Raw genomic sequence first — 13,255 nt, 5'->3', positions numbered from 1 at the left:
GGCGGACCCAGTCCTTCCGCCCTGCATCGTAGGACTTCGATCCCTCCCCACCTGAAGGCAGGGGTTTCTGGAAAGGATCCCGATGAGCATCCCCTTCGACCTGCCCGCCGAGAACCGGGAGCTGAGCCCGTACACCGGCTACACCCGGGCGCACTGGGAGGCCGTCGCCGACGGGCTGCTCGGTGCCGCGTGGCGCTGGGCGAGCCCCGCTGGCGCCCTGCTGGACCTGCCGGGCCGCCCCTCCCGGTCCGGTGTCCGCTCGGACGGCCTGGAGGGCTACGCCCGTACGTTCCTGGCGGCCGGGTTCCGCGTCGCGGGCGCCGGCGGCAAGGACCCGCACGGCCGGCTGGAGCGGTACGCGGACGGACTCGCGGCGGGCACCCGCACACCGGGCCGCGACGACGCCGAGTCGTGGCCGCTGATCCTCGACCACCATGTGCAGGGCCAGCCGATGGTCGAGTCGGCGTCTGTGGCGCTCGGCCTGTCCCTGACCCGGCCGTGGCTGTGGGACCGGCTCGACGGCGACGTACAGGACCGGGCCGAGACATGGCTGCGCGGCGCCGTCACGCACACCCCCGCGCCGAACAACTGGTACCTCTTCCCGTTCATGGTGGCCTCGTTCCTCGAATCCGTCGGCCGTGGCGACCGGGCGACGGCGCGGGCCATGGAGCGGGCGCTGGACCTGATGGAGACGTGGTACCGGGGCGACGGCTGGTACGCGGACGGGGACGGGCGGGCCTTCGACCACTACAACGGGTGGGCGCTGCATCTGTATCCGCTGCTCCACGCCCATCTGTCGGACGACACGGCGATGTCGGGCCGGTTCGGGCCGCGGCTGCGTGACCATCTGGAGGGCTTCTCCCTACTCTTCGGCGCCGACGGGGCGCCGATCCACTTCGGGCGGTCGCTGACCTACCGGTTCGCGGCGGCGGCCGCGGTCGGCGTGGGTGCCGTCACGGGTCACACGCCGCTGTCCCCGGGCACGTCGCGCCGTCTGATCAGCGGCAGTCTGCGCTACTTCCTCGATCGGGGCGCGGTGACGGACGAGGGGCTCCTCAGCCTGGGCTGGCACGGCCCGCACGCCGCCACGCTGCAGGGCTACTCCGGCCCCGCGTCCCCGTACTGGGCGTCGAAGGCCTTCGTCGCGCTGCTCGCGCCGGAGGACCACCCGTTGTGGACGGCGGCCGAGGAGCGGGCGCCGAGCGAGGGCTCCGACCGGGTGCTCGCGCTGCCCGCTCCCGGGCTGCTGGTGCAGTCGACCGGGGCCGACGGGATCGTGCGTCTGCACAACCACGGCAGCGACCACGTCCGGCCGCACGAGGGCGAGTTCGCGGCGGAGGACGACCCGCTGTACGGCCGCCAGGCCTACTCCACGCACACCGGCCCCACGTCCCGGGACAACATCGCGGACAACCATCTGTCCGTGGAGGTCGGCGGCGTCCCCAGCGTGCGGCGGCGCATCCGTCCACTCGGCGCGGGAGGGGGCGACGGGTGGGGCTGGGCGGCCTCCTGGCACCGGCCGGTGTTCGTCTCCGGGCCGCCGATGGTGCCCGGGCTGCGCGTCGAGAGCGTGACCGTGGCACGCGGGCGTCACGAACTGCGGATCCACCGCGTGGTCGGGGCGCCGCACGGGGCACGGGTCACGCTCACCGGGTGGGCCACGCAGGCGCTCCGCTCCGACCTGGTGGGGCTGCACGGCTGGGGTGAGCCGGACCGGGTGCGCGCGCCCGAGGGCACGGCGTACGAGCCGTGGGTGCGGATGCCCCGGCTGTCGGCGGACGTTCAGGGGACGGCGGTGTTCGTCGCGCTGGCCGGCTTGGGAGCGGACGCCGATGCCCCGCCGCCCGCCGACGCCGTCACCGAAGTGACCTGCGCGGGCGGCGAGTTGCGGGTGTGCTGGGCCGACGGCCCGCAGACCGTGGTGACGTTCGTACCGCTGCGCGTCACGACGGCATGGATCTGACGGAGCGGCCTGCGCCCGCACCGCGGGGGCGTGGCGGGATGCGGCCGGGGCCCGGGCGCCCGGGTTCGGACAGGCGCACCCGGGCCACGACCGCGCGAGGCGGTGGTCGGCGGGTCGGCGCCGGCCGGCGCTCCGGGGCGTCGGGCGTACCGGAGTCCGTGTGGCCGGCGCCGGCCGGGTGTGTCAGAGGCGACCGCCTGGTGTCACCGTGAACGTCGCCGGTCCGGCCGGCAGGTCCACCGTGTACTGGCGCAGGTAGGTGTCCAGGAACGGTGACCGGGCGCCGGGCGTGGCGACGTCGTCGGACGGGTCGTCCAGGGCCAGCCGGAGTTTGGCACCCTTGACGTCGATGGTCTGGCCCGACGGCGTATCGCCAGGAGCCGGTCTGGATGGAGCCGGTCTCCACGGCCAGGACGTGCCCGGCAGCCGGGGTCCAGTCGGTCGCCTTGAGATCGACGGTCATCCGTCCCGGGTCCAGCAGGGAGACCTGCTCGTCGAACATCACGGCGGTACCGTCCGGGGCGACGTCGTACAGCTTGAGCATGGCGTTGCCTTCCCCCTTGGCGGTCAGGGAGGTCTGCGGAGTGCCGGTGACGCGTACGTTCCGCGCGGTCGGCTTGGACCACACCAAGAAGCTCGGGGTGACCTCGCCGGCCTTCTGGAGCTTCGCCGGCCCCTTGGCCAGCCCCTGGGGAGCGGGCTGGTCGGTGGCCGGCGCGTCCTCCATGTCCCACCGGCCCGACGGCTGTGCCTGCCGCGGCGCCGGGGCGGCGGAGATGCCCGGGGCCTGGCGTGCGGAGGCTCCGCCGTCGTCGATGTAGGTTCGTGACGGAACACCGTCAATGCGGCGTCATGTCAAGTCCCTTGTGCCGCCGATGCGGTGCCCCGGTCGTGACCCGCGTCGGCGTCGGTGCGCTGCCGCATGGGCCGGGGCATCGAGCATGGGGCGGCGGCGCGCTGTGCCGGTCGCTGGAGGTCTGTCCCAAGGGTGGGAGGTGATGAGGCGGCGATCCCGGACGCCCTGCCGCAGCGGGGCGCCCGACGTTCGGTGTCCGGTGTCTTGCGCACAGTTGCGCTGTGAGCACCGGACACCGGACACCGGAAGCGACGTTCCGTCAGAGGTGGATCGCGGTCGTCTCCTCGGAGTTCCGGGCTGCCGGGGCGGTGGCCTTACGGGTGCGGTAGAGCGCCCCCACACATACCAGCCCCAGGGCGAAGACGGCCGCCGACCACCAGAAGGCGGTGGTGAAGCTGTGCAGCTGCGCCTGGGCGAGGACGCGTGGGGTGGGCCTCCTGCCGTCGAGGTAGTGGGTGGCGGCGCTGGTCGCCAGGGTGTTGAGGAGTGCCGTGCCGATGGAACCGCCCACCTGCTGCATGGTGTTGACGGTGGCGGAGACGGCTCCGGCGTCGTTGGGGGCGACGCCCGCGGTGGCGCTGCTCATGGCGGGCGGCATCACGTGGCCCAGGCCCAGGCCGAGTACCAGGAGCGGCGGCAGCACATAGCCGGCGTAGGAGGTGTCGAGCCCGATGCGGGTCAGCCAGACCATGCCCGCGGCCGCCAGGGCCATGCCCACGGGCACCACGACCCGTGGGCCCAGGCGTGGCAGGGTGACGTTCGCGGCGATCTGCGCGGACAGGACGAGGGCGGCGATCATCGGCAGGAAGGCCAGTCCGGTGGACACGGGGCTGTAGTGCCGCGAGACCTGCAGGTAGTAGGTGAGGAAGAGGAAGATGCCGAACATGCCGGAGGCGGCCACCAGCACGGCGACGAACGAGGCGGCGCGGTCACGGTCGAGCAGGATGCGCAGCGGCAGGAGCGGATGGGCGGCGCGCGTCTGCCAGGCCGTGAAGGCGGCGATGAGGGCGGCGCCACCGGTGAGGTAGCCCCAGGTCATGACGGAATCCCAGCCGTGGGACTCGGCGTTGGAGAGGCCGTAGACGACGCCGAACAGACCGGCGGAGACGAGCAGGGTGCCCGGCAGGTCCAGGCGGGCGCCGGGGTCGCGCCGGGTGCGCCGGAGCAGGACGGCGCCGCCGGCGAGGGCGAGGGCGGCGAAGGCCAGGTTGACGTAGAGCGTCCAGCGCCAGCTGAGGTGCTCGGTGAGCAGGCCGCCGAGCAGCAGGCCTATGGCGCCGCCGGTGCCGGCGATCGCGCCGTAGACGCCGAAGGCTTTGGCGCGATCCCTGGCCTGGGTGAAGGTGGTGTTCAGCAGCGACAGGGCGGCCGGGGCCAGCAGAGCCCCGAACATGCCCTGCAGGGCGCGGCCGGTGATCAGCGTGCCGAAACTGTCCGCGGCTCCCGCCAGGGCGGAGGCGGTGGCGAATCCGGCGACGCCGGTGAGGAAGACGAGCTTCCGGCCGATCAGGTCGGCCAGGCGCCCGCCGAGCAGCAGCAGGCTGCCGAAGGCGAGGGAGTAGGCGGTGACCACCCACTGCCGGTCGGAGTCGGAGAAGCCCAGCTCGTGCTGGGCCGAAGGCAGGGCGATGTTCACGATGGTGGCGTCGAGGACCACCATCAGCTGGGCCAGGCCGATGACGGCCAGGATCCACCAACGGCGGGCCGCTGACGGGCCGGCGCCGTCGGTGCCGGCCTTGGGGGGCCGTGGCGCGGTGCTGGGCATGCGAGAGGACTCCTGGAGATGGACGTGCACGAGGAGGGGCGCTGTGGAACATGGGCGCGCCCCTAGAATGAATTCAACGAGCGTTGAGATCTTTATTCTGCGCGCGATGAATTACTGCTGTCAACCATCCGGATCCCTCAGGAGGCCCCCGCATGACTCCCGCATCCCGCACCGGACGGCGCCCCGGCGACAGCGGCACCCGAGAGGCCATCCTCCACACCGCCCGCCGCCACTTCGCCGATCTCGGCTACGACCGCACCACACTGCGCGGCATCGCGGCGGACGCCGGCGTCGACGTGGCGTTGGTGTCCCACTACTTCGGGCCCAAGCAGCGACTGTTCGCCGAGGCCGCCCCCTTGCCCCTGGAGCCGGAGCCACTGCTCGCCGACCTGCTGGGCGGCCCGCGCGAGAGCATCGGCCACCGCCTGGCCGCACGCGTCCTGAGCCAGACGGAGACGGCCGAGGGACGGCAGAAGATCACCGGACTGATCCGCGCGGCCGCCTCCGAGGAACTGGCCGCCCGCCAGATCCGCGAACGGGTCACCGAGGCCCTGCTGCTGCCCCTGGCAGAAGGCCTCGGCTCACCGGACGCCCGGCTGCGCGCCGCGTTGTCGGGCTCCCAGATCGTGGGCCTGATGATGACCCGGCACATCGTGGGCGTGGAACCTCTGGCGTCCACCAGCGCCGAGACCCTGGCCGCGGCCGTCGGACCGGTCCTCCAGCACTACCTCACCGGACCCCTGACGGGCCCGGTCACCACTCCCTGACGGCCACCCGAGCACCGGTGCCGCGTGGCGCGGCCTGCGCGTGTGCCGACACGGAAGGGACGCCGTGTCGGCGCCGCGCGGCCGGCAGCCCGTTCGAACTGACGTGGGCTCAGCCCGACGAGCGGGGCAGGGGCCAGGACCGTCCAGGACGACCCGAAGGCCGTCACCGCACCGGCCGCAGCGGGACCGTGCCGAAGATCGCCGCTGTGGAACGATGACCGTCATGACAGGTCAGGTCCGGGTGGCAGTCATATCGTTGGGCGGCGCCGTCGTCGGCGGCTTGTTGTCCTACCTCGTTCAGCACACGACTCAGCGTTCAGCGGAACGTTTCGAACAGCAGCGCCGGCGGATCGCGTTGCCGGAGACCCGACGCGCGGAACGCCTGGCGCCGCTGGAGCGGTTCATCGAGGTATCGGCAGAGGCGGGACGATGCGCCTGCACCAGGCCGTCCCAGTGGGAGGACACCGATGAGTGGTACCTCACGACCCGGGACGTCATGTACAGGTTGTGGGTCGCCGACCGTCTCCTGCGCATCCATTTCCCCCGACCCGTGCACGATGCCGCACACACGCACTTCCTCGGCCTCAACAGGACCGTGTGGCACGGCCTGCCCGACAGCGAGAGCGTGCGGGACCACCTGGAGGGCAACCGGTCGGCGTTCCTCGACACGGCCCGCGAGGCCATGGGCTGACGCGCCACTGGCGTCGGTGTCACGCATGGCCCAGAGGGCCACGGGCGAGTTGCCGGCGCGGCGAGGGCCCACCTCTGACCGGGTAGGCCCTGTCGTGGCCGCGGATACACGAAGTTAACTTCCCTGACCCCGGCATGAGACCGGTCCGGTCGACGATCGCCATACCTGTCAAGCGACAGGTATTCGTCGACCGATCGGAGGTGCGGTGATGAACCGGCCCCAACTCCCCTCAGGGCCAAGTCTTCACGGCGGCGCCACGACCAGCACCGCTCCCCTCGGCTATCAGCAGGAACTCCGCCGCGCGGTGGGCGGCTTCGCCTCCTTCGCCGCGGGCTTCTCCTTCGTGTCCATCCTCACCACTGTCTTCCAGCTGTTCGGCCTCGGCTTCGGCCTCGGCGGTGCGGCGTTCTTCTGGACGTGGCCGCTGGTGTTCGTGGGCCAGTTGCTGGTCGCGCTGTGTTTCGCCGAACTGGCGGCGCGCTGGCCCATATCCGGGGCGATCTACCAGTGGGCGAGCCGGCTGGCCGGCACCACGGTGGGCTGGTTCGTGGGCTGGGTCATGGTCATCGGGCAGATCCTCACCGTCGCGGCGGCCGCGATCGCCGCCCAAGCGGTACTGCCGGGCATCTGGTCGGGCTTCCAGATCGTCGGGGGACCCGGCGCCGATCCATCGGTCGGTTCCCCGACCGGCGCGCGGAACGCGGTCCTGCTGGGCTGCGTGTTGCTGCTGATCACCACGGCGGTGAACGTCCTGGGCATCCGTCAGATGGCGGCCGCCACCAGCTTCGGCGTCACGGTCGAGATCATCGGCGTGGTCGCGCTCGTGCTGATCCTGTTCTTCCTGCCGGAGCGGGGGCCGCAGGTGGTGGTCCACCACACCGGCTGGGCCGGACACAGTGGATACCTCGGGGCGTTTCTCGCGTCCTCGCTGATGGCGGCGTACGTCATGGTCGGCTTCGACTCGGCGGGCGAGCTGGCGGAGGAGACCCACAGCCCGCGCCGAACCACTCCCCGCACGATTCTGCGGGCACTGACCATCTCGGGCGTCGGCGGGGCGCTCCTGATCCTGTCGGGGCTGATGGCGGCGGGCAGCCTGACCGACGGGAAGCTGGCCGCGGGCGGTCTTTCCTGGGTGCTCACCGACCGGCTCGGCGGGGTCGTGGGCCGACTGCTGCTGTGCTGTGTGGCGGTCGCGGTGTTCGCCTGCACCCTGGCCGTGCAGACCTCCGGAGCCCGGATGATGTACTCCATGGCGCGCGAGGGCGCCCTGCCGTTCCACCGGCACCTGGCGAAGGTCTCGGCCCGCACCGGTACTCCGATCACCACGTCGATCGTGGTGGGCGTCGCAGCCGCCGCCTCGCTCGTCGTGAACATCCGCCAGTCGGCGATCTTCACCGCGCTCTCCAGCATCTGCATCGCCATGCTGTACCTGGCGTATCTGGGCGTGACGCTGCCGCTGCTGGTCAGCCGGATCCGGCAGCGGGCCGCCGGCGGGCTCCCGGCAGGCGTCGACGAGACCGGACGGCCTCTGTTCTCGCTGGGCCGGCGGGGCGTGGCGGTCAACGCGGTCGCGGTGCTCTACCAGGCCGGTATGACGGTCGATCTCATCTGGCCTCGCGCGGAGATCTACGACCTCACCGGCGGTACCTGGTGGCTCCGGTGGAGCGCCCTGCTCTTCATCGGGCTCAGCCTCGCCGCCGGTGCCGGCTACTTCCTGGCCCGCCGGCTGCACCGCCGTATCGAACTGCGGCACGTACCCCACACGCACACCGAGCCGCCCCGCGAGGCCGAGGCCGTCGCCGAACCCGCCTGAGGCGCCCGGCGACGCGAGCCGCGGCACCCGAGCACGTACCGACGAAGGGACGACGGGACATCCATGACCACCGCAGAGAGTTCGACGGCCGGCGCGCCGCACGGCCGGTACCCCACCGGGCAGGGTTCCGCCCGCGCCCGTGATCTGCATCTGACCGACAGTGTCCGCAGCGCCCGGCAGGACGCCCGTGCCCAGGGCGGGCAGTCCGGGCAGTGGATGCCGTACCTTCCGGCGTCCGGCAGCCCGCACTGCCCGCCGGAGGTTGATCCGGCCGCCCTGGTGTGGGCGGAGACGGTGGCGCCGGGCGGCTACACCCACAAGGTGCTCGCCCGCGGCACCCGGCTGCGCTTCGACGACCCGACCGGCGACGCCTGCGCCCACCTGCTGCTCTTCAACGCCCTGGAACCGATCGAGCGGCTCAACGTCGCCGACACCCAGAAGATCCCCTGGCAGGCCTACCTGGGCGAGAACCACCCGCTGCTGTCCGGTGACGGCCGGGTCCTGGCCGCCGTCAGTGGTGACTCCTCCGGCCGGCACGACGCCTTCTGCGGCACCACCACCGACGCCTGGAACGAGCGCAAGTACGGTGACGCCCGGCCCGAGGGGCCGTCCCCGTCCGGCCGCGGGCTCTTCCTCAAGGCGGCCGCCAAACACGGGCTGAGCCGGCGCGACCTGCCGCCCAGCGTGTCCTTCTTCCAGGGCGTACGCGTCGAGGCGGACGGCACCCTCGGCTGGCAGGGCAGCGCCGGACCGGGCACGCATGTCGAACTCGTCGCGGAGATGCCTCTGTTGGTGCTGGTCGCCAACGTCGCCCACCCGCTGGACCCGCGCCCCGGCTACGTCGTCGGCCCGCTGCGGGTGCACGCCTGGCGCGGCGCCCCGACCGGCCCCGGCGAGCCGCGGTTCACCGCGACGCCGGAACTGCACCGGGCGTACCTCAACACCGTCGACTACTGCGAAGCCAGGGGGTTGTGACATGGCGGCCACACGGACCGGGAACACGCCGGTCACCCGTCCGACCGTCTCTGGCGGCACCGTCGCCTCCACCGTCCCCGTCGGCGCGGTGTACGCGGAGGGCACCCACCTGGAGTGGGGAGCGAGCCTGGTCGAGGGCTCCGTCGTCCTCGACGAGACGGTGGCCCCCAACGCGCCCTGGTCGGCGGTGGTACGCCAGGGTCACGTCCTGACGATCACCGACGTCGGCGGCAACCAGTCGGCCGACTGCCTGCTCTACAGTGCCGACGATCCCGAGGAGCGCTACAGCGTTCCCGACACGCTGGCCTGGCAGGGCAACGCCTATGTGCGCACCGGCACGGTGCTGCGCAGCAACGAGGGCCGGCCGCTGATGACCGTCGTCGCCAACGAGATCGACCGCCAGGACACCATCGGCGGCGCCTGCGGCAAGGAGTCCAACACCCTGCGCTACGGCCACCATGTGATGTTCCAGCACGGCTGCCGGGAGAACTTCCTCGCCGAGGCCGGCCGGCGTGGCCTAGGCGTGCGGGACCTCGTCTCCAACCTCAACTGGTTCATGAACGTGCCGGTCGAGGCGGACGGCGCGCTGGGCATCGTGGACGGCATGTCGGCGCCCGGCCGCCGGGTCGCGGTGCGCGCCGAGCGGGACGTCCTGGTGCTGGTGTCCAACTGCCCGCAGATGAACAACCCGTGCAACGACTTCAACCCGACCCCGCTGCGGATGCTCGTCGTGGACCCGGCACCGGCCGCCCGCGAGACACGCTCCGCACCGCCCGCCCGCGACGCGCGGTCCGCGGCGGCCGCCGGCACTCCGGAGGGAGCCGCGTGACCCGTCCCACCGCCGTACTCGTCGCCAACCGCGGTGAGATAGCCCGCCGCGTGATCCGTACCGCCAGGAGGATGGGGCTCGCCACCGTCGCCGTCTTCTCCGACGCCGACCGGGCGGCTCCGCACGTCCGCGAGGCCGACCACGCGGTCCGCCTGGGTCCGCCGCCGGCCCGCGAGTCGTACCTGCGCGGCGACGCGATCATCGAGGCCGCGCTCGCCCACGGTGCCGGGATCGTCCACCCCGGCTACGGCTTCCTCTCCGAGAACGCCGCCTTCGCCCGTGCCGTGGAGGAGGCGGGTCTCAGGTTCGCCGGGCCGACCGCCGACCAGATCACCGCCTTCGGTGAGAAGCACACCGCGCGCACCCTGGCCAAGGCGGCCGGGGTGCCGCTGCTGGCCGGGACGGAGCTGCTGGCGACCGCCGAGGAGGCGGTCGCGGCGGCCGCTGCGATCGGGCTGCCGGTGATGGTCAAGGCCACCGGCGGGGGTGGCGGCATCGGCATGCAGGCCTGCGCGACGGCCGACGAGGTGCGCGAGGCCTTCGGGCGGGTCGCGGCGCTCGCGGAGTCCCACTTCGGCGCCGGCGGAGTGTTCCTGGAGCGCCTGGTGCGTCCGGCCCGCCATGTCGAGGTGCAGGTCTTCGGCGACGGCACCGGCCGTATCGCCGTCCTCGGCGACCGGGACTGCTCGCTGCAGCGCCGCAACCAGAAGGTGATCGAGGAGGCCCCGGCCCCGGCCCTGCCCGCGCGGGTGCGCACGCTGCTGCACGACTCCTCGCGCCGGCTGCTCGCCTCGGTCGGCTACCGGGGCGCGGGCACCGCGGAGTTCGTCTACGACCCGGTGCGCGAGGAGGCCGCCTTCCTCGAGGTCAACACCCGCCTCCAGGTCGAGCACCCGGTGACGGAGCAGGCGTACGGCGTCGACCTCGTCGAACTCATGCTGCTGCTGGCCCGCGACGGCGAGGTGGAGGACGCGGTGTTCGAGCGGGAGTGGACGCCCGCCGGGCACGCCGTCGAGGCCCGCGTCTACGCCGAGGACCCCGGGAAGGACTCACTCCCCTCCTCGGGTCTGATCACGCGGGCCGCATTCCCCGGCCAGGGCGCGGACGCCATGCCCGGCGTCCGCGTCGACGGCTTCGCCGAGACCGGCCTGGAGATCTCGCCGTACTACGACCCCCTGCTCGCCAAGGTGATCGCCGAAGGCCCCACCCGCGACGCCGCCTTCGACCTGCTCGGCCGGGCCCTGGCCGCGTGCCGGGTGGACGGCATCGTCACCAACCTGGGTCTGCTGCGCGCGCAGACCGTACGGGGCGAGGTTCGCGGGGCGGTGCACAGCACCAGCACGCTCGACACCGTCCGCGACCCCGAGCCGCGCATCGACGTGCTGGTGCCGGGCGCGATGACCACCGTCCAGGACCTGCCCGGCCGGCTCGGCCACTGGCACGTGGGCGTTCCGCCGAGCGGTCCCTTCGACCCCGTCTCCTTCGCCGAAGCGAACCTCGCGGTCGGCAACCCGGAGACGGCACCCGGCCTGGAGGTCACCGCGGGCCGGCTGACCCTGCGCTTCTCGCACGCCACCGTGGTGGCCGTCACCGGCGCTCCCGTCCCGGTCACGGTGGACGGCCGACCGGCAGCCCTGTGGGAACCGGTGCCGGTGCCGGCCGGCGCCACCCTGATGCTCGGCGCCTGCCAGGGACCCGGCCTGCGCAGTTATGTGGCCGTCCGGGGCGGCATCGACGTACCGGCCTACCTGGGCAGCGCCTCGACGTTCACCCTCGGCGGATTCGGCGGACACGGCGGGCGGGCGCTGCACGCCGGAGACGTCCTGCGGCCCGGAACCGCCCAGGGCGCGGGCGGCGGTCCCACCCCACCGCAGCGCCGGCCCGCGATGGTGGCGCACTGGCGGATCGGAGTGACCGAAGGCCCGCACGCGGCGCCCGAGTTCTTCACCCGCGAGGACATCGACACCCTCTACGCCACCGACTACCAGGTGCACCACAACTCGGCCCGCACCGGCATCCGCCTGACCGGGCCGAAACCCCGGTGGGCCCGCCAGGACGGCGGCGAGGCCGGACTGCACCCCTCCAACATCCACGACACCCCGTACGCGGTGGGCGCGCTGGACTTCACCGGGGACACACCGATCGTCCTGGGCCCCGACGGACCGTCCCTCGGCGGGTTCGTGTGCCCCGCCGTGGTCGCCGGCGGCGAACTGTGGAAGCTCGGCCAGCTCCGCCCGGGCGACACCGTCCGCTTCGTACCGGTCAAGGAGGACGAGGCGACCGGCCTCGACGCCCGCCGAGCCTCTCCCACGCTGATCAGCGCGGGCGGTGACGGCGACGACGGCGTGCTCGGCCGCCTGGAGGCCACCGACGCCCGGCCCTCCGTCACCTACCGCCGGGACGGAGCCGACAACGTCCTGGTCGAGTACGGCCCCATGGTCCTCGACCTCGGCCTGCGCATGCGGGTGCACGCCCTGCAGGAGACCCTGGCCGCGCACGCGCCCGACGGCATCGTCGACGTCACCCCGGGCATCCGCTCCCTCCAGATCCACACCGACGCCCGACGCCTGAAGGCCCGTGACCTGACGGCCCTGCTGCGTGAGCTGGAGGAGGAGGTCCCGCCCAGCGACGAGCTGGTGGTGCCCTCCCGCACGGTGCGGCTGCCGCTCAGCTGGGACGACCCGGCGACCCGGCTGGCCATCGAGCGGTACATGGCCGGGGTGCGCGACGACGCCCCATGGTGCCCGTGGAACATCGAGTTCATCCGCCGCGTCAACGGCCTGGACACCGCCGACGACGTCTACCGCACCGTCTTCGACGCCTCCTACCTGGTGCTCGGTCTCGGCGACGTCTACCTCGGCGCCCCCGTGGCCACCCCGCTCGACCCACGGCACCGCCTGGTGACCACCAAGTACAACCCGGCCCGCACCTGGACCGCGGAGAACTCCGTCGGCATCGGCGGCGCCTACCTGTGCGTCTACGGCATGGAGGGCCCCGGCGGGTACCAGTTCGTCGGCCGTACCGTGCAGATCTGGAACCGCTTCCGCAAGGGCGGCCTGTTCCAGGACTCCCCCTGGGCGCTGCGCTGCTTCGACCGCATCCAGTGGTACCCCGTCACCGCGGAGGAACTGCTCGAACTGCGCGCCGAGACCGACGCAGGCCGCGGTGACTTCCCGGTCGAGGAGGGCACCTTCTCGACCGCCGAGTACAACGCCTTCCTGGCGGCCGAGGCCGACTCGATCGCCGCCTTCCGGCGGCGGCAGAGTGCCGCGTTCGAAGCCGAGAAGCAGCGCTGGCGGGCCGCGGGCGAGTTCGACCGCGACGACGATCCACAATCCGTCACCGCCACCGCCGCCACCGTCACCCTCCCGGTCGGCGCGGTCCCGGTCACCGCGCCGTTCACCGCCACCGTCTGGCAGCTCACCGCCGAACCCGGCACCACCATGGCCGACGGCGATCCGATCCTCTCCCTGGAGGCGATGAAAATGGAGTCCACGGTGCACGCCCCCGCCGCCGGAACCCTGCTGGAGATCTACGTCAAACCCGGCGAACAGGTCACGCCCGGCCAGATCCTCGCGGCGGTGCGAGCATGAGCG

General features: G+C 72.8%; 8 protein-coding genes and 1 pseudogene. 7 read left to right on the top strand and 2 right to left on the bottom strand.

Annotated features, from left to right (window positions below; all coding sequences use genetic code 11):
• Nucleotides 1-82 precede the first annotated feature (82 nt).
• Nucleotides 83-1,963, top strand: a complete 1,881-nt coding sequence (locus tag R2S09_RS15560; RefSeq protein ID WP_316741567.1) for a DUF2264 domain-containing protein — start codon at nucleotides 83-85, stop codon at nucleotides 1,961-1,963.
• Between the two features lie 183 nt (nucleotides 1,964-2,146).
• On the opposite strand, the pseudogene R2S09_RS15555 reads toward R2S09_RS15560, so the two are convergent.
• A pseudogene (locus tag R2S09_RS15555) lies at nucleotides 2,147-2,786 on the bottom strand (CocE/NonD family hydrolase); the annotation flags it as partial.
• 292 nt (nucleotides 2,787-3,078) lie between these two features.
• A complete protein-coding gene (locus R2S09_RS15550) occupies nucleotides 3,079-4,584 on the bottom strand; it encodes a DHA2 family efflux MFS transporter permease subunit (RefSeq protein WP_316741565.1) in 1,506 nt (501 codons plus the stop codon).
• Between the two features lie 152 nt (nucleotides 4,585-4,736).
• Between R2S09_RS15550 and R2S09_RS15545 the strand changes: the two genes are divergently transcribed.
• From R2S09_RS15545 to uca, 6 genes are all read left to right on the top strand, one after another.
• Nucleotides 4,737-5,351 (top strand): TetR/AcrR family transcriptional regulator, encoded by a 615-nt coding sequence (locus R2S09_RS15545; protein ID WP_306185063.1) that lies wholly within the window; start codon nucleotides 4,737-4,739, stop codon nucleotides 5,349-5,351.
• 214 nt (nucleotides 5,352-5,565) lie between these two features.
• Complete coding sequence (locus tag R2S09_RS15540; protein ID WP_316741563.1) at nucleotides 5,566-6,042, top strand: hypothetical protein; 477 nt, start codon at nucleotides 5,566-5,568, stop codon at nucleotides 6,040-6,042.
• 208 nt (nucleotides 6,043-6,250) lie between these two features.
• Nucleotides 6,251-7,855, top strand: a complete 1,605-nt coding sequence (locus R2S09_RS15535; RefSeq protein WP_316741561.1) for an amino acid permease — start codon at nucleotides 6,251-6,253, stop codon at nucleotides 7,853-7,855.
• A 63-nt stretch (nucleotides 7,856-7,918) separates the two neighbouring features.
• The gene (locus tag R2S09_RS15530) at nucleotides 7,919-8,830 is read left to right on the top strand and encodes an urea amidolyase associated protein UAAP1 (protein WP_316741559.1); all 912 of its coding nucleotides are present in this window, start codon (nucleotides 7,919-7,921) and stop codon (nucleotides 8,828-8,830) included.
• A 1-nt stretch (nucleotide 8,831) separates the two neighbouring features.
• Nucleotides 8,832-9,659: an urea amidolyase associated protein UAAP2 gene (locus tag R2S09_RS15525; RefSeq protein ID WP_306185070.1), complete on the top strand. Its 828-nt coding sequence runs from the start codon at nucleotides 8,832-8,834 to the stop codon at nucleotides 9,657-9,659.
• Nucleotides 9,656-13,252 (top strand): urea carboxylase, encoded by a 3,597-nt coding sequence (gene uca, locus R2S09_RS15520; protein ID WP_316741558.1) that lies wholly within the window; start codon nucleotides 9,656-9,658, stop codon nucleotides 13,250-13,252. Before R2S09_RS15525 ends, uca begins: the two co-directional genes overlap by 4 nt.
• The last annotated feature ends 3 nt before the right edge of the window (nucleotides 13,253-13,255 follow it).

Source organism: Streptomyces sp. MK7, from assembly GCF_032658145.1.
Taxonomy (GTDB): domain Bacteria; phylum Actinomycetota; class Actinomycetes; order Streptomycetales; family Streptomycetaceae; genus Streptomyces; species Streptomyces spiralis.
Note: the sequence above shows the minus strand (reverse complement) of the source record. Positions and strands in the feature narration are given on the sequence as shown.